Genomic DNA, 15,394 nt, shown 5'->3' on the forward strand with positions numbered 1-15,394 from the left:
CACCGACCCGCCGGGCTCACCCGGGCACACGACCCGGCGCCGGCGGGCGCGGCGGCGGCGGGGCTCGCGGTGCTCAGCCGAACTGCACCGAGCGCTTCGCCAGCCCCATCCAGAAGCCGTCGATCACGCTCCGTCCGCCGCCCAGATCCCCCGCCGCGTCGGCCGCGCCCAGCGTGACGAACAGCGGCGCGAAGTGCTCCGTGCGCGGGTGGGCGAGCCGGCCGGCCGGGGACTTGTGCTCGAAGTCGAGGAGCGCGTCGACGTCCTCGGCCTCCAGCGCGTGGCGCCCCCAGTCGTCGAACTCCGCCGACCAGCCCGGCACCCCCGGCCCGGAGTGCCGCAGCGCGGCCAGGTTGTGGGTGAAGAAGCCGCTGCCGACGATCAGTACGCCCTCGTCGCGCAGGGGTGCGAGCCTGCGGCCGATGTCCATCAGCTTCCGCGGGTCGAGGGTGGGCATGGAGATCTGAAGGACGGGGATGTCGGCGTCCGGGAACATCTCCACGAGCGGCACATAGGCGCCATGGTCGAGCCCCCGGTCGGGGATGTCCTGCACGGGAGTGCCGGGTCCGTGCAGCAGCTTGCGGACGGACGCGGCGAGTCCGGGCGCGCCGGGGGCCGCGTACCGCACTCGGTAGTAGTGCTCGGGGAAGCCCCAGAAGTCGTACACGAGCGGCACGGCCTCGGTCGCGCCGAGCGCGAGCGGGGCCTCCTCCCAGTGGGCGGAGACCATCAGGATGGCCTTCGGCCGGGGCAGACCGGCCGACCAGGCGGCGAGTTCGCCGGGCCAGACCGGATCGTCGGCGAGCGGCGGCGCGCCGTGCGAGAGATAGAGGGCGGGCATCCGTTCCCGCGTGGTGTCGGCGTTCATGACGACCGCCTCCGTTCCGGGTCGATGACACGACGTGCGCCGCGCCCTCGGCCGGGGCCGGCCCCATCAGTCATTGAAAGTTCAAGCTCATCTGACATGACGAGCTTAGACCCGATCTAGTTCAACTTTCAAGAATGAGCCGTAGGATGGATACATGACCATGGCACCCGACGACGCGCCCCGCTGGCTCAGCGACGAGGAGCAGCACGTCTGGCGCGCGTACCTGCACGCCACCACCCTCCTCGAGGACCATCTCGACCGCCAGTTGCAGCGCGACGCCGGGATGCCGCACATCTACTACGGCCTGCTCGTCCAGCTCTCCCAGGCGCCCCGGCGGCGGCTGCGGATGACCGAGCTGGCCAAGGCCGTCAAGATCACCCGTTCCCGGCTCTCGCACGCCGTCGCGCGCCTGGAGCAGAACGGCTGGGTGCTCCGCGAGGACTGCCCCTCCGACAAGCGGGGACAGTTCGCGTACCTCACGGACGAGGGGTACGCGGTGCTGGAGCGGACGGCCCCCGGCCATGTCGCCGCCGTACGGCAGGCGATGTTCGACCGGCTCACCCCGCTTCAGGTGGAGCAGCTCGGCGAGATCATGAAGGTGATGGCGGAGGGCCTGCAGCCGACGGACCCGAACGCGGACCTGCCCTGGCTCCGCTGAGCGGAACGCGGACCTGCCCGGCCCCACCGACCCGAGCCCGAACCCGCCCCGGCCCCACCGACCCGAGCGCCAACCCGCCCCGGCCCACCGACCCGAGCCCGAACGCGGACCTGCCCAGCGGCCCGAGCCCGAGCCCGAGCCCGAACGCGGACCTGCCCCGGTCCCGCTGAGCGGAACCGGGGCAGGCGGCGGAGTGGGGCGGCCGGTCAGTGCGCGATGACGGGGATCCGCACCTCGTCCTCGGCGCCCTCTCCCTCACCGGATCCGGACGCGACCACCGCGCCGGCCTCCGGCTTCCCGGTGGTGATGAGGGTGACGGCGATCGCCGCGGAGACGACGAGGATGCCGACGGCCCACCAGATCGCGGCCGCGTAACCCTCGACCATGCCCTGCAGCTGGAGCAGCTTCTGGGCGCCCTGGCCGGTGGCACCGGCCGCGTGGTCGGCGATGTACGCGGTCGTGGCCGAGGCCGCGATCGTGTTCAGCAGCGCGGTGCCGATCGCGCCGCCGACCTGCTGCGAGGTGTTGACCATCGCGGAGGCCACACCGGCGTCCCGCGGGTCGACGCCGTGCGTGGCGAGCGACATGGCCGGCATGAAGGCCGTACCCATACCGAGGCCGAGCAGCAGCTGGGCGGGCAGGATCAGACCGGCGTACGAGGTGCCGATCTCCAGCTGGGTGAGCAGCAGCATGCCGACCGCGGCGGTCAGGAAGCCCGGGCCCATCAGCCAGCGCGGGGGAACCCGCATCATCAGCCGCGTACCGATCTGGGTCGAGCCGATGATCATGCCCGCGATCATCGGGAGGAACGCGAAGCCCGTCTTGACCGGCGAGTACCCCTTCACGACCTGGAGGTAGTACGTCAGGAAGAGGAACAGGCCGAACATCGCGATGACGGCCAGACCCAGCGAGAGGTACACGCCGCCGCGGTTGCGCTCGGTCAGGACGCGGAGCGGCAGCAGCGGGTGCTTGACCTTCGCCTCGGTCAGGACGAAGGCGGCGAGCAGCACGGCGGAGGCGACGAACATGCCGATCGTGGTGGCGTCCGACCAGCCCTCGGACTCGGCGCGGGTGAAGCCGTAGACGAGCGCGACCAGGCCGAGGGTGGACAGGACCACACCCGGGATGTCGAGCGGAGCGCGGTTGCGCCCGCCGGCCGGCTCACGGATGACGAAGTAGGCACCCACGGCCGCGACGACGGCGAAGGGGATGTTGACGAAGAAGGTCCAGCGCCAGTCCAGGTACTCGGTGAGGAAGCCACCGAGGATCAGACCGACGGCGCCACCGCCACCGGCGATCGCGCCGTAGATGCCGAACGCCTTGGCGCGCTCCTTGGCGTCGGTGAACATCACCGCGAGGAGGGACAGCGCGGCGGGCGCGAGCAGCGCGCCGAACGCGCCCTGGAGCGCGCGGGCGCCGAGCATCATCGCCTCGCCGTTCGCGGCCCCGCCGAGGGCGGAGGCGGCGGCGAAGCCGATCAGACCGACGACGAACGTGCGCTTACGGCCCCAGAGGTCCGCGATGCGGCCACCGAAGAGCAGCAGTCCGCCGAAGGCGAGCGCGTAGGCCGTGATGACCCACTGCCGGTTGCCGTCCGAGATCCCCAGGTCCTGCTGGGCGGAGGGCAGCGCGATGTTCACGATCGTCGCGTCGAGCACGACCATCAGCTGGGCGAGGGCGATGAAGATCAGCGCTTTCCAGCGCCTCGGATCCGTTTCGGACATGGGTGTAGCCACCTCTTGGTGCGTAAAGGGAAAAACTGGGCGTAAGTGCAGGGGCGCGCCGAGTGTCGGAGTGAGTGACGCGCAGGGTGTCGGGAGGGTGCCGCGGTACGTCGGCGGGGTGTTACGGGACGGTCAGCTCGGGGTCACGACGCGCCGGAATCACCCCTCAGGTCCTCCAGGGTGGCGGCGGAGCCGGGCAGTACGGAGCGCGCGGGCGCTTCGAGACCGTCCAGGAACAGCTGCAGGTGACGGTGGACGAAGCGGTCCATGCTCAGGCAGCCGGTGCCCGGGAGCGGCCGGGTCAGCTGGGACACCGCGACCAGCAGGTCGCCGACGTCGACGTCGGGGCGGAGCCTGCCCGACCGGTGCGCCCGGTCGACGAGGCCCCGCACGGCCTCCTCCAACCGCGTGCGCTCGGCGAGCAGTTCGGGCTGGTCCATGTCGAAGGTGCCGTCGAGCATCGGGCACAGGGCGCCGATGCGTTCGTCCGCGGCGCCGTGGGTGAAGCGGCGCAGCGCGTCGAAGGCGTCGCTCTCCCCCGCGTCCACGGCCCTGGCCGCCTCCTCCGCCAGGTCCGTCGTGCGGGACGTGACGGAGACGACGACCTCGTGGATCAGGTCGTTGCGCTCGGGAAAATTGCGGTAGAGCGTGGCGTTGCCGACTCCGGCGCGCCGCGCGATCTCGTCGAGCGGCACCTGCGGGCCGAACTCCACGAACATCTCGCGGGCCGCCGTCACGATCCGCTCGCGGTTGCGCAGGGCGTCCGCGCGCGGGCGGGGCATGCGACGGGCGGGCTCGGTGCGGGCCTGGGCGGTCACGCCACGTCCTTCCTCTCGTCAGGGGTTCGGTCGTTCCGGGGACTGAGTCCCCACTTCGTGGAACACAGGTGTAAACGGGGAGCGAGTCCCCGGTTATTTCCCCTGATGAATGTGACCTGCGTCACACTCGAAGGGTCAGGCGGAAAACCCACGATCGGGTCAACCCCGCGCGCGCCCCCGCACCTCTCGACACAGGCTGATCGAGCAGCGGCGCTGACCAGCCGGCCTGGCCGGCCGGCCCACCGGCCGACTGACGCCGACGCTCACGCTGACCTGAGGCTGACCAGAGAGGCGACCGGATGCACCAGACCCGCCGGGGGATACGCAGACCCGTCGCCCTCGCCGTGACAGCAGCACTCGCGCTCGCCGCGCTGGCCTCGGCCAGCACCACCCTCCCCGGCCCCGCACCGGCCTCGGCCGGCCCGGTGGCCACCGCGCCCAGGGAGTCGCAGGAGTCCAGGCTCGGACCGTGCCGGATAGCCACCACGCTCGGGGTGCAGATGTCGGAGGGCCTGCCGACCGCCCCGGGCTACGCCCGCTCCACGGGCAGGATCAGGGCCCTCAACCTGATGGTCGACTTCCCCGACGCCCCCGGCGACGGCACGGCTCTCAGCCGCTACCGCGAGTTCTTCCCCAAGACCGCCGAGTGGTTCCGCACCAGCTCGTACGGGCGCCTGCACTACCACCCCGAAGCCCCGATATCCGACTGGCTGCGGATGCCGAGGCCGTTCTCCTCGTACGGGATAGAGCGCGGCTCACCGTACGAACCGGGCTACCGCGGCTTCGTCGAGGACATCGTGAAGGCCGCCGACCCGAAGGTGGATTTCAGCGCGTACGACCTGGTCAACGTCCTGGTCACCCCGAACGCCGGCCCCTCGGCCCTGGACACCGTCCTGTCCGTCACCTTCTCCGGGAACGACGAGGCCCCCTACGCGGACGGCGTCCCGCTCTCCAACACGTCCTTCGTCTACAGCCGCCAGGACGACGGCTCGGGCTCGTACGCCACGACCGGCTACCGCGTCCTGCCGCACGAGAACGGCCATGTCTTCGGCCTGCCCGACCTCTACACCGCGGACGGCGGCGGCACGGTCGGGCACTGGGACATCATGTCCGAGGACTGGGGGGACAACAACGACCTCCTCGGCTGGCACAAGTGGAAGCTGGGCTGGCTCGACAACGAGCAGGTCGGCTGCGCGTCCACGCCCGGAACACACGAGTACACGCTGACTCCGCTGGCCACCACCGGCGGCGACAAGCTCGCCTTCGTACCGCTCTCCGAGACCTCCGGGTACGCGATCGAGGTCCGCACCCGCGACGGCAACGACGAGGCCGTCTGCGAGCCGGGCGTCCTGATCTACCGGGTGGAGTCCGACGTCGACACCGGGCACGGCCCGGTGACCGTGGCCGACAGCGACAAGGACAGCGGCGGCTGCACGCGCCGCCCGAACGTCCACGCGGAGCTGTCGGACGCCCCGTACCGCCCGGGCGAGACCTTCACGGACCGCGCCAACGGCATCCGGATCACCGTGACCGACGAGGACGACAAGGGCCACTACCGCGTGCGCGTCAGCCGCGCGTGAGCTCCTCCCTGAGCTCCCGCTTGAGGATCTTCCCGGTGGCGTTCCGGGGCAGCTCGGCGTCCCGCACGACGACATGGGCCGGCACCTTGAAGGCGGCGAGACGGGCGCCGACGTGCGCCCGCAGCTCGTCCACCGTGACGCGCGACGGCCCCCTGAGCCGTACGACGGCGGCGACCTCCTCCCCCAGCGTCGGGTGCGGCACCCCGAGCACGGCGGCGTCGAGGACGGCGGGGTGGCCCTGGAGGACGTTCTCGACCTCGACGCAGTACACGTTCTCCCCGCCGCGGACCACCATGTCCGTGAGCCGGTCGACGAGCGTGATCCGCCCGTCGTGAAGACGGGCGAGGTCCCCCGTACGGAACCATCCGTCGTCGCCGAAGGCGCCCTTCGTCGCCTCCTCGTCCCGCCAGTACCCGCGGACGAGGGACTGCCCGCGCAGCAACAGCTCCCCCACGCCGTCCGCGTCCGGCCGGTCGATCCGGAGCTCGGTCGCGGGCGTCGGCCGGCCGACGCTCCGCGGATCCGCGCGGTACTCGGCACCGAAGTTCGCGAACACGCCCCCGCAGGTCTCGGTCAGCCCGTAGCCGTTGCGCGGCTCGATGCGCTCCCCGGACAGGGCGGTGAGGCGGGCCACGATCTCGGGCGACGCGGCGGCGCCGCCGGTGTTGAGCATGACGAGGCTCTCCAGCGGATCACCCGCCTCCTCCGCCCGGTCGAGCAGCTGCAGGGCGGTCGTCGGCACACCGGCGTAGTGCGTGACGCGATGGCGCCCGATCAGCTCCAGCGCCGCGCCCGCGTCCCACTTCCGCATCAGGACGAGGGTCCCGCCCGCGGCCATGACCGAGTAGAACGACGTGAACGCCGCCACGTGGAAGAACGGAAACGTGGTGAGCGAGACGGGCGCGGGCCCCTGCCCGGGGACCGTGCCGCGGCCGAGGGCGGAGGCGGCGGCGTAGTACCGGGGATTCATCGCGGCCCCGGCCTGCGCCAGATGCGTGGCGACGGCCCCCTTGGGCCGCCCGGTCGTCCCCGAGGTGTAGATGATGGTGGCGTCGTGCTCGGGCAGGACGTCGACGGGCGGCGGCCCGAGGAACGGATCGGTGTCGCGTACGTACTCCCGGAAGCCCTCCCCTGCCTCCCCGTGGAAGACGACGCCCGGCACCCCGTGCTCACGCGCCCAGCGCCGGACCCGCCCCGCCCGCTCCCCGTCGACGAGGAGGATCCCGGGCGTGCAGTCGTCGAGGGCGTACGCGAGCTCCTCCTCGGTCCACCAGGCGTTCAGGGGCACGGCGACGAGGCCCGCGAGCTGCGCGGCCCAGAAGGCGATCTGCCACTCAGGATGGTTCCGCATCGCGATCGCGGCCCGGTCCCCCGGCCGCAGCCCGTACTCCTCGCCGAAGCGCCGCGCGAGGCCGCAGGCCGCGTCGAAGAACTCCCGGTAGGTCAGCTCCCCGCCCTCGGACACCAGGAAGACCCGGTCTCCGTAGGCCCAGGTGGCCTCCACGAACTCCCGCAGCGTGCGGGGGCCGCCGACGTACACCCCGTCCTCGACCGCGAAGGGCCCGCCGGGCGCGGCAAGCCGCGCGCCGACACCCAGGGCCGTCTCTCCTCCGCCCACGTCCACCCTCTCCCCGGCGGCTCGGACGCGCCGCGCCCCGCCGGTCGCGTCGAACCTGCCCCGTCGGACCTGTCTGGTCGGACCTGTCTCATCGGACCTGTCTCGTCGGACCCGACCTGCCGGTCCCGTCCGGTGAGTCCAGTCCGGTGAGTCCAGTCCCGTCCAGTCCAGTCCAGTCCAGTCCAGCCCAGTCCAGCCCAGTCCAGCCCAGTCCAGCCCAGTCCAGTCCAGCCCGGAACGTACCACTCGTCGCCGCAGGTCAGAAGGGCTGGATCAGGCCGGGACCAGGTCCGGATCACGCCTCGGGCCGGCGCCGGACACCGCCTCGGACGGGCTCCGGTTCACCCTTCGGGCCGGCGCCGTCCGGCACCCCTCCCGGGGTGCCCGAGGAGGCGTCGCGCGGAGCGCTCACGCGGTCGCCCGAACGGATCAGTATTCGAGAAGCCCCCATCCCCCAGGCGCAGTTAACGTGACGGCCATGGACATCACCATCCACACCACAGTCCTCCCGCACGACGACCCGGACGCCTCGCTGGCCTTCTACCGCGACGCCCTCGGCTTCGAGGTCCGCAGCGACGTCGGCCAGGGCAAGATGCGCTGGATCACGGTCGGCCCCGTCGACCAGCCCGGCACGTCCGTCCTCCTGGCCCCGCCCGCCGCCGACCCCGGAATCACCGAGGACGAGCGCCGCACCATCCTCGAAATGATGGCCAAGGGCACCTACGGCTGGATCCTGCTGGCCACCCGCGACCTCGACGGCACCTTCGCCAAGGTGCGGGCCGGGGACGCCGAGGTGGTCCAGGAGCCGACCGAGCAGCCGTACGGCGTCCGCGACTGCGCCTTCCGCGACCCGGCGGGGAACCTGATCCGCATCCAAGAGCTCCGCTGAGCACCGCGCCACCACCCGCCCGGACCGAAGGAGCTCACTCATGTGTCATCCCGCATGGTCGCGCGCCCGCATCGCCGCGCAGTGGCTGAGCGATCTCGCACGTCTGCGCCGCGTCCGCGACCGGATGGACCGGGAGTACGCGCGACCGCTCGACGTCGCGAGCCTCGCCCTCGACGCGAACATGCCGGCCGGACAGCTCAGCCGGCAGTTCCGCCTCGCCTACGGCCGGCCGCCTTACGCCTATCTGATGGCGCGTCGCGTCGAGCGGGCCACGGTGCTCCTGCGGTGCGGCGACCTCGACACGGCCGAGGTCTCCTTCGCGGTCGGCTGCTCGTCGCCGGACGCGTTCGGCGCGTACTTCACCGAGCTGGTCGGGATGGACCCGGACGCGTACCGGCGCCACATCGCACCGGGACCGGTCAGGAATCGAGAAGCCCTGCAGAGAGAGGCGGAACTAGCGTGAATGCCATGAACTCCACGACCTCCACCCCCACCACCTCCATCGACTCCCTCACCCTCGAAGTGACCGACATCGCGGCCGCCGAGCGGTTCTACGCGGCCTTCGGACTGGGCGACCGGGTGCGCCTGCGGGCCTCCGAGGCTCCGACGAGCGGCTTCCGCGGGTTCTCGCTGTCGCTCACGGTGTCCCGGCCCGCCGACGTCCGCGGTTTCGTCGACGCCGCGCTCGAAGCCGGCGCCACCGCGCTGAAGCCGGTGTCGAAGTCCTTCTGGGGCTACGGCGGCGTCGTCCAGGCCCCGGACGGGACGATCTGGAAGATCGCCACGTCGGAGAAGAAGGACACCGGCCCGGCGACCGGTGAGATCGACGAGATGGTGCTGCTGATCGGAGCCGCGGACGTGGCCGAGAGCAAGCAGTTCTACGTCGGGCAGGGGCTCCGGGTGACGAAGAGCTTCGGCCGCAAGTACGTCGAGTTCGCCACGGCGGAGTCGAGCCCGGTCAAGCTGGCGCTGTACGGCCGGCGCGCCCTCGCCAAGGACGTGGGCGTGCCCGTCGACGGCACGGGGTCGCACCGGATCGCGCTGGGCACCACGGGCGCGGCCTTCACCGACCCGGACGGCTTCGCCTGGGAAGAGGCGTGACGGACGCCCGCCCCCGGCTTGCCTGACAGACGAACACCCACCGCCGAGAGAGGAACCGCGATGAGCGACCCGAAGAAGTCCGACGAGAAGTACGACGGGTTCACGGCCGAGGAGCGCGACGCGATGAAGGAGCGCGCCAAGGAGCTGAAGTCCTCGGCGCGCCGCCCGCGCGGGGCGAAGGCCGACCCGGAGGCCGAGGTGCTCGCGAAGATCGCCGAGATGCCGGACGAGGACCGCGCCCTCGCCGAGCGCATCCACGCGATCGCCAAGGCGAGCGCGCCGGAGCTCACGCCGAAGCTCTGGTACGGGATGCCGGCGTACGCGAAGGCGGGCAAGGTCGTCTTCTTCTTCCAGGGCGCGGCGAAGTTCAAGACGCGGTACTCGACGCTCGGCTTCAACGACCCGGCCAACCTCGACGAGGGCACGATGTGGCCGACGGCCTTCGCGCTGACGACGCTGACGGCGTCCGACGAGGCTCGCATCGGAGAGCTCTTCAAGAGGGCGGCGAGCTGACCTTTCCACAGGTCGGCCACCCATCCGCCGGGCAGCCCAGCCATGATCCCTCATGTGGCGCGCACCCGCGCAGCCCGATCCGCTAGGCTGTCAGCGGTCAGTGGGCTCCCAGACAGCCCTGCCCGGCGAAGGTCCCCCGAGGACCCACCCGGGAGGCGTCTGCGAACCGACCGACGAGGAATGCCTTCGTAGCTCAGGGGATAGAGCACCGCTCTCCTAAAGCGGGTGTCGCAGGTTCGAATCCTGCCGGGGGCACAAGGAAAAGACCCCCAGCCGATCGCGGCTGGGGGTCTTTGACGTCTTCAGCTGCCTCGCCGGCTCCAGCCGGCCGCCTTGTCGCGCACCGCCCCGAAGCGGGCTGGGCGCCGGGCGTCGTCGTTCCGTGGGGGTTCGACCGCTCGGGAGGCGGCGGCGGGGTGATCGAGTGAAATGCGCGTTTCTCCGTCGCCTGCCGACCAATGGCCCGTATCCGGTCAATACGCTCCTCGCGTCGGCTCCCCCACTCGCTCCCGGAGCTCGACCGCAGCGGACCCTCACGGACTGGAGAAACCGTAGATGAAGAGCAACGCGATGAGGCGGCGGATCTCTGCCCTCGGCACGGTGGTGGGGCTGGGCATCGCGCTTCCGTTCGCCCTGGCGGCCCCCGCCCAGGCTCAGCCGATCCTGAACATCGACAAGAGCCACGAAGGGAACTTCGCGCGGGGAGGACAGGGCGTCTACACCATCACCCTGAGCAACAGCGGCGACGAGGGCACCAACGTCGCCCAGGTGACGGACAACCTTCCCGCGGGGCTCACGGTCACGAGCATCGGCGGCACGCTGCCGTGCATGGTGACCAACGGCGGTTCGACGGTCCAGTGCAACGGCCCCATCACCGTCGCGCCCAACGCCTCCTTCACGCTCAGTGTCTCCGTCAGCGTCGCCGACGACGCACCGTGCTCCGTCACCAACACCGTCACGGTCGCCGACGAGGCGGGAAGTCCCATCCTCTCGGACAGCGACCCGACGACGATCACCGGCGGCGACTGCGACGGCGGCAACGGCGGCAACGGGGACGGCGGGGGATCGATCCTGCCGATCAACCTCAACGGCGTCATCACGATGTTCAACAACATCAGCGTCAACAACAACATCAACAGCCCCGGCGCGAGCAACAACAGCCGCCAGAACTTCGGAGTGACCGCGCCCTGAGCTGTGGCGCCACACCCGGGCTCGTCCTGAGCCGAGTGACTGTCAGAAGACCGGGAAGCCCCAGCCGTACGGTACGCCGGCTGGGGCTTCTCCGTGCCCGCCTGCGCGGCGTGGACCCTCTGGCCGGCCGCGGGCCGGGGTGCCGGCCCTGGCGCCAAGGCCGCTTCGAGACCGTCGACTTGGGGTGGGTACGGTAGACCCATGATCAGATGGACACGAGGTGCGGCGGGGGCCGCCCTGGGAGTAATGCTGCTCCTGACGGGCTGTGAGACCTCGGAGGACTCGGCGAATCCGTACGGCGCGGGGTCGCAGGACACGAATCCGAAGAACCCCGCGGAACAGGCCACGAAGCCCGGCGAAACCAACCTGGCCATGGTCGTCGGCGAGTGGAAGGAGACCGGCACCGAGGGCGACACCCCCTGGACGCTGCGGATCTCCGCAGACGGGAAGTTCTGGACCAGCGACGGGAGCGACACCTGCGAGGGCGGCGTGCAGGCCGTGCAGTCGGAGGCGGACAAGGTCTGGCGCCACTTCCTCGCGCAGATCGACTGCGGCTGGGCCGGCAAGCAGACCGTTCCGCTGCGTCTCGGCGACGTGGAAGGCCAGGAGCGGCTGATCCTCACCAACGACTCGGGCCAGGGCTCGGAGGAGACCTACCAGCGGGTCGGCTGACCGCCCAGCGGCGGTCACCGGCCCAGGATTCGGCCCAGGTCGTTCTGTCGGGTCATGGATGTCAGGACGGTCCGACATCCATGACCCGACATCAGCGAGGCGGATGGCAGCGGTCGACCTCAGCGGTCAGGTCCCTCGTCACGAGGGCCTGCGCGATCGGGGTTCCGGTTCGGCGGGCGTGGGTGAGGCGTTCTCGTACCTCGCTCAGGCTCCGGGGGCGGTAGCCGGGGCCGCAGCCGCAGCAGTCCTGCTTGAAGTCCAGCCCCGCGTGGAGCAGGGCGGAGACGACCCTCCAGGCATCCCGGTCCCGCTGCGGCGGGGCCTCGAAGGCGTCACCGGCGCAGAGCATCTCCCGGCGGCACGTCGGGCAGGGGTGCGTTCCCCGATCGGATCGCTTGAACGACACCCGGCAGGAGAGGCACACGTGTGCGTAGCGGTGGGGCATCCGTCCACTATCCGCCGTCGGGCTCCCGCGCCGCCACGCGTTTTCGCGCGCGCCGCCCGCCGTCCGGTGCGCGGGCCTCAGGCCGAGCCTTCCTCCTGCCAGGTCGCGGTGTCCGGGTCGATGCCGTGGGCTCGGGCGGCCGCGTCGATGATGCGGCGGAGCCATGCGGCCAGGCCGGGGCGGATGGTGTCGTAGTGCGCGGCGAAGCCCGGATCGGTCTCGTAGGTCCGGCCGAGGCAGACCTGCATCTGTCGGGTGAGCGGGAAGTACGCGGCGAACACCTCGCGGTGCCGCTCGACGAGGTGGTTCGCCTCCGGGCTGCCCGGGGTGACGCCGGCGTCCATCGCGTCCGCCAGGGCGCGGTCGAGGGCGGCGTTGGCGTCGGCGACGGCCTGCCATTCCTCCGGGCCGCGCGCGGCCGAGCGTTCGGCGTACCGCCGCCACTGCACCGTGTGCCCGTAGCGCTCACGGGCCTGGGTGGGCCAGTCCGGGTCCCACCCCGGGCCGAAGATCGCGGCCTGCTGTTCGACGGTCAGCAGCAGGCCGCGCTCGTGGGCGTCGATCATCCGGTCCAGACCGGCGTCGAGGTGCCGGAGGCGCTCGATCCGTTCGGCGATCCGGGTGCGCTGAGTGCGCAGCTCGCCGAGGACGTCCCCGGCGGAGTCCTCCAGGATCGCCCCGATCCGCTCCAGACCGAGCCCGAGTTCGCGGTAGACGACGACGCGGTGCAGGCGTTCCAGGTCTCCGGCGGTGTAGAGCCGGTATCCGGCGGCCGTGCGCAGCGAGGGTCGCGCGAGGCCGAGCTCGTCCCAGTGGTGCAGCGCGCGGACCGTCACGCCCAGACGCGAGGAGACCTGACCGACGGTCAGGCCGTCGGTGTCGGTATCGGCATCGGTGTCATCAGGCATGTTCCCCATTGTCGCCGCGGCCGAGGTCAGGTGGGGTGATCCCGATGGCCGCGAGGTTCCGCGCCTCCTGACTGTCCGGATCGAAGGGCTTCACCGCGGTGAGGACGATCCGGGCGTTCTCGGGGGTGATCACCTCGACGTCTCGGGTGTTCCACGGGGTGTCCCGCGGCCCGTCGACCGAGCCGGGGCGCACCGCGCGGCACGCCTCGACCAGCGAGTCGACCTGGCTGAGCACGCAAGCGACGCTGAAGCTCATCGCCGGTGCCCGCTCCGGGACGCTCTCCGCGTGGACGAGGAGTACGTCCTGGAAGGCCCACCGGCGCAGGTGCACGAGTGTGCCGGGGATGGCGAACAGCTCGAAGAACCCCAGCCCCCGGGTCCAGAACTCCACGGACTCCGCCAGATCGCTCGTGGGGATCGTGACGAACGCGGGCATTCCGTAGATGCCGTGGAACGGCTCCGGTGGGGTGGCGTCCGGGCCGGGGGCGGGTACGGGGCTCATCTCGAACGCGTTGTAGTGGTCGCTCATGCGCACCACTCTCCGGCCTCACGCGACGTGAGGGTCAAGCCCGTTCCGTACGGCCGCGAGAGAAACACAAGCCCCCGCCGCCGCGACAGAAACACAAGTCCCCGCTCGTTCCGTGCATGGCCCGGTCCCCCCGTGCCCTGGAAGCCTCCCCTCCACCGAACGCCACGAACCCACGCACCCACGCACCCACGTACAGACAGAGGGGAACGCTTCATGCGGATGACCAGTTGGGGCACGAGAGCACTTCTCGCCGTGGTGCTCTCGACCGCGGCGGGCACCCTGCCCGCCGCGGCGAGCACCGAGGCCGGCGACGGCGTCAGGCGCGCCGGGACGACGTACTTCGTCGACTGCGGCTCGGGCTCCGACGGCGCGGCGGGAACGTCGCCGGGCTCCGCCTGGAGGTCGTTGGAGAAGGCGAGTTCCGTCGTGTACGGGCCCGGTGACCGGATCCTGTTCCGGCGCGGCGGCAGCTGCGACGGCGTGTTCGCCCCCACCGGGTCCGGGGCCGAGGGCGCACCGGTCAGGGTCGACGCCTACGGGCAGGGCGCGAAGCCGCGCATCCGGGGCGGCGGTGCCCGCGCCGCGGTCCTGCTGGAGAACGTCGAGCGGTGGGAGCTGCGGAACCTCGACGTCTCCAACAAGGGTGCCGCGCCGGGGCCGGAGGAGCGCCGCGCCGGCATCCTGTTCCGTCTCACGGACTTCGGCACGGGTGAGCACTACGTCGTCGACGACGTGGACGTGCACGACGTCAACGGGTCCGACCACAAGGACCCCGATCCGTCGGGCGGGATCCTCTTCGTCGTGCGCGGCACGACGACGCCGACCCGCTTCGACGGGATCACGGTGACCGACTCGACCGTGCGGCACGTGGACCGGACCGGCATCGCCACCGCGTCCAGTTGGGGCAAGCGTCCCGAGCACCCCAACAGCGGCGCGCCCGGCTGGGCGCCCAACACGGACCTCACGATCCGCGGGAACAAGGTGATCGACGTCGGCGGGGACGGCATCGTGCTCCAGCACGGCCACCACGCGCTCGTCGAGCACAACTACGTCGACGGGTTCAACATGCGCTCGGCCGGCTACAACGCCGGGATCTGGGCGTGGAACTTCGACGACGCCGTCTACCAGTACAACGAGGTCACCGGCGGCCACGGGACGCTCGACTCGCAGGCGTTCGACTTCGACGGCGGGAACAACCGCAACGTCTACCAGTACAACTACAGCCACGACAACGAGGGCGGCTTCCTGCTCGTCTGCAACGCCACCGGCATGAGGACGGCCGACAACGTCTTCCGCTACAACGTGAGCATCAACGACCGCAACACCATGGATCCCTACGGCGTGATCTCCGTGGTCTGCCCGGCCCCCTCGGTCAACACCCAGGTCTACAACAACACCGTCGTCACCGATCAGGCGGGCACGGCCATGGTGAGCGACAACGGCAAGGGCGGAGTCACCTTCCGCAACAACGTCTTCGTCAGCACCGCGGAGGGCGGCTCCCCGATCGTCGACGCGCGGAACACGTACGACCACAACCTCTACGTGGGTGTGGGCGCCGTCCCGGCGGGCGACGCCCACGCGGTCACGGCGGACCCGAGGTTCCTCGACGCGACCCCGGACAGCCCGGGTGATCTGCGGCTGCGGCCCGGCTCCCCCGCCCTCGGCGCGGGAACGCCGATCGCGGACCCGGGCGGTCACGACTACTTCGGCAACCGGCTGTACGGCAGCACCGACATCGGCGCGTACCAGCGGCCCGGGTCGCGGTAGCCCGCGCGGCGAGGAGCGGTACGGGAGGTGCCGCCGTCCGCCGGGGGCCCCCCGGGCCGGGGGCCCCCCCCCCCCCCGGGGCGGGGGGCGGGGGGGGGGGGGGTTGATGGGGT

Annotated in this window: 16 protein-coding genes and 1 tRNA gene; 10 read left to right on the forward strand and 7 right to left on the reverse strand. The window is 71.5% G+C overall.

Annotated features, from left to right (window positions below; genetic code table 11):
• Positions 1-73: 73 nt before the first annotated feature.
• On the reverse strand, positions 74-868 hold the full coding sequence (locus AB0D99_RS18405) for a class III extradiol ring-cleavage dioxygenase (protein ID WP_362362549.1): 795 nt from the start codon (positions 866-868) through the stop codon (positions 74-76).
• A gap of 154 nt (positions 869-1,022) precedes the next feature.
• Here AB0D99_RS18405 and AB0D99_RS18410 point away from each other — a divergent pair, with 154 nt between their 5' ends.
• Positions 1,023-1,526 (forward strand): MarR family transcriptional regulator, encoded by a 504-nt coding sequence (locus AB0D99_RS18410; protein ID WP_362362551.1) that lies wholly within the window; start codon positions 1,023-1,025, stop codon positions 1,524-1,526.
• A 206-nt stretch (positions 1,527-1,732) separates the two neighbouring features.
• On the opposite strand, the gene AB0D99_RS18415 is transcribed toward AB0D99_RS18410, so the two are convergent.
• Together AB0D99_RS18415 and AB0D99_RS18420 are read right to left on the reverse strand one after the other, a co-directional pair.
• Positions 1,733-3,250 (reverse strand): MFS transporter, encoded by a 1,518-nt coding sequence (locus AB0D99_RS18415; RefSeq protein ID WP_362362554.1) that lies wholly within the window; start codon positions 3,248-3,250, stop codon positions 1,733-1,735.
• A 143-nt stretch (positions 3,251-3,393) separates the two neighbouring features.
• Positions 3,394-4,032 carry a TetR/AcrR family transcriptional regulator gene (locus tag AB0D99_RS18420; protein ID WP_362362619.1) on the reverse strand — a complete coding sequence of 213 codons (639 nt, stop codon included), beginning with the start codon at positions 4,030-4,032 and terminating at the stop codon, positions 3,394-3,396.
• A 335-nt stretch (positions 4,033-4,367) separates the two neighbouring features.
• Between AB0D99_RS18420 and AB0D99_RS18425 the strand changes: the two genes are divergently transcribed.
• Entirely contained in the window at positions 4,368-5,648 is a 1,281-nt protein-coding gene (locus AB0D99_RS18425; RefSeq protein WP_362362557.1) for a M6 family metalloprotease domain-containing protein, read from the forward strand.
• Here the strand turns inward: AB0D99_RS18425 and AB0D99_RS18430 are convergent.
• Positions 5,635-7,266, reverse strand: a complete 1,632-nt coding sequence (locus tag AB0D99_RS18430) for a class I adenylate-forming enzyme family protein (RefSeq protein ID WP_362362560.1) — start codon at positions 7,264-7,266, stop codon at positions 5,635-5,637. The two genes, AB0D99_RS18425 and AB0D99_RS18430, sit on opposite strands and share 14 nt — an antisense overlap.
• A 478-nt stretch (positions 7,267-7,744) precedes the next feature.
• On the opposite strand from AB0D99_RS18430, the gene AB0D99_RS18435 reads away from it, so the two are divergent.
• From AB0D99_RS18435 to AB0D99_RS18465, 7 genes are all read left to right on the forward strand, one after another.
• On the forward strand, positions 7,745-8,155 hold the full coding sequence (locus AB0D99_RS18435) for a VOC family protein (protein ID WP_362362563.1): 411 nt from the start codon (positions 7,745-7,747) through the stop codon (positions 8,153-8,155).
• Positions 8,156-8,195: 40 nt separating this feature from the next.
• A complete protein-coding gene (locus AB0D99_RS18440; protein ID WP_362362566.1) occupies positions 8,196-8,618 on the forward strand; it encodes an AraC family transcriptional regulator in 423 nt (140 codons plus the stop codon).
• Positions 8,619-8,623: 5 nt separating this feature from the next.
• Positions 8,624-9,256 (forward strand): glyoxalase, encoded by a 633-nt coding sequence (locus AB0D99_RS18445; RefSeq protein WP_362362569.1) that lies wholly within the window; start codon positions 8,624-8,626, stop codon positions 9,254-9,256.
• 60 nt (positions 9,257-9,316) lie between these two features.
• Positions 9,317-9,769 (forward strand): DUF1801 domain-containing protein, encoded by a 453-nt coding sequence (locus AB0D99_RS18450; RefSeq protein WP_362362572.1) that lies wholly within the window; start codon positions 9,317-9,319, stop codon positions 9,767-9,769.
• A gap of 182 nt (positions 9,770-9,951) precedes the next feature.
• Positions 9,952-10,024, forward strand: a tRNA-Arg gene (locus tag AB0D99_RS18455).
• Positions 10,025-10,324: 300 nt separating this feature from the next.
• Positions 10,325-10,960 (forward strand): hypothetical protein, encoded by a 636-nt coding sequence (locus AB0D99_RS18460; RefSeq protein WP_362362575.1) that lies wholly within the window; start codon positions 10,325-10,327, stop codon positions 10,958-10,960.
• Positions 10,961-11,161: 201 nt separating this feature from the next.
• Positions 11,162-11,632 (forward strand): hypothetical protein, encoded by a 471-nt coding sequence (locus AB0D99_RS18465; RefSeq protein ID WP_362362578.1) that lies wholly within the window; start codon positions 11,162-11,164, stop codon positions 11,630-11,632.
• A gap of 91 nt (positions 11,633-11,723) precedes the next feature.
• Here AB0D99_RS18465 and AB0D99_RS18470 read toward each other — a convergent pair whose 3' ends face one another.
• The 3 genes from AB0D99_RS18470 to AB0D99_RS18480 all read right to left on the reverse strand — a co-directional run bounded on the left by AB0D99_RS18470 (position 11,724) and on the right by AB0D99_RS18480 (position 13,514).
• Positions 11,724-11,981 (reverse strand): hypothetical protein, encoded by a 258-nt coding sequence (locus AB0D99_RS18470; protein WP_362362580.1) that lies wholly within the window; start codon positions 11,979-11,981, stop codon positions 11,724-11,726.
• A gap of 173 nt (positions 11,982-12,154) precedes the next feature.
• A complete protein-coding gene (locus AB0D99_RS18475; RefSeq protein WP_362362583.1) occupies positions 12,155-12,985 on the reverse strand; it encodes a MerR family transcriptional regulator in 831 nt (276 codons plus the stop codon).
• A complete protein-coding gene (locus tag AB0D99_RS18480) occupies positions 12,978-13,514 on the reverse strand; it encodes a VOC family protein (protein WP_362362586.1) in 537 nt (178 codons plus the stop codon). Before AB0D99_RS18480 ends, AB0D99_RS18475 begins: the two co-directional genes overlap by 8 nt.
• 213 nt (positions 13,515-13,727) lie before the next feature.
• On the opposite strand from AB0D99_RS18480, the gene AB0D99_RS18485 reads away from it, so the two are divergent.
• A complete protein-coding gene (locus AB0D99_RS18485) occupies positions 13,728-15,281 on the forward strand; it encodes a right-handed parallel beta-helix repeat-containing protein (protein ID WP_362362589.1) in 1,554 nt (517 codons plus the stop codon).
• Positions 15,282-15,394: the final 113 nt, after the last annotated feature.

The sequence above is a fragment of the Streptomyces sp. NPDC047971 genome, from assembly GCF_040653355.1.
Lineage (GTDB): Bacteria > Actinomycetota > Actinomycetes > Streptomycetales > Streptomycetaceae > Streptomyces.

What these genes read in the sequence shown, in the direction of transcription:
- AB0D99_RS18405 (WP_362362549.1), bottom strand. Translation starts at nt 868, where the DNA reads ATGAACGCCGACACCACGCGGGAACGGATGCCCGCCCTCTATCTCTCG.
- AB0D99_RS18410 (WP_362362551.1), top strand. Translation starts at nt 1,023, where the DNA reads ATGACCATGGCACCCGACGACGCGCCCCGCTGGCTCAGCGACGAGGAG.
- AB0D99_RS18415 (WP_362362554.1), bottom strand. Translation starts at nt 3,250, where the DNA reads ATGTCCGAAACGGATCCGAGGCGCTGGAAAGCGCTGATCTTCATCGCC.
- AB0D99_RS18420 (WP_362362619.1), bottom strand. Translation starts at nt 4,032, where the DNA reads ATGCCCCGCCCGCGCGCGGACGCCCTGCGCAACCGCGAGCGGATCGTG.
- AB0D99_RS18425 (WP_362362557.1), top strand. Translation starts at nt 4,368, where the DNA reads ATGCACCAGACCCGCCGGGGGATACGCAGACCCGTCGCCCTCGCCGTG.
- AB0D99_RS18435 (WP_362362563.1), top strand. Translation starts at nt 7,745, where the DNA reads ATGGACATCACCATCCACACCACAGTCCTCCCGCACGACGACCCGGAC.
- AB0D99_RS18440 (WP_362362566.1), top strand. Translation starts at nt 8,196, where the DNA reads ATGTGTCATCCCGCATGGTCGCGCGCCCGCATCGCCGCGCAGTGGCTG.
- AB0D99_RS18445 (WP_362362569.1), top strand. Translation starts at nt 8,624, where the DNA reads ATGAACTCCACGACCTCCACCCCCACCACCTCCATCGACTCCCTCACC.
- AB0D99_RS18450 (WP_362362572.1), top strand. Translation starts at nt 9,317, where the DNA reads ATGAGCGACCCGAAGAAGTCCGACGAGAAGTACGACGGGTTCACGGCC.
- AB0D99_RS18460 (WP_362362575.1), top strand. Translation starts at nt 10,325, where the DNA reads ATGAAGAGCAACGCGATGAGGCGGCGGATCTCTGCCCTCGGCACGGTG.
- AB0D99_RS18465 (WP_362362578.1), top strand. Translation starts at nt 11,162, where the DNA reads ATGATCAGATGGACACGAGGTGCGGCGGGGGCCGCCCTGGGAGTAATG.
- AB0D99_RS18470 (WP_362362580.1), bottom strand. Translation starts at nt 11,981, where the DNA reads ATGCTCTGCGCCGGTGACGCCTTCGAGGCCCCGCCGCAGCGGGACCGG.
- AB0D99_RS18475 (WP_362362583.1), bottom strand. Translation starts at nt 12,985, where the DNA reads ATGCCTGATGACACCGATGCCGATACCGACACCGACGGCCTGACCGTC.
- AB0D99_RS18480 (WP_362362586.1), bottom strand. Translation starts at nt 13,514, where the DNA reads ATGAGCGACCACTACAACGCGTTCGAGATGAGCCCCGTACCCGCCCCC.
- AB0D99_RS18485 (WP_362362589.1), top strand. Translation starts at nt 13,728, where the DNA reads ATGCGGATGACCAGTTGGGGCACGAGAGCACTTCTCGCCGTGGTGCTC.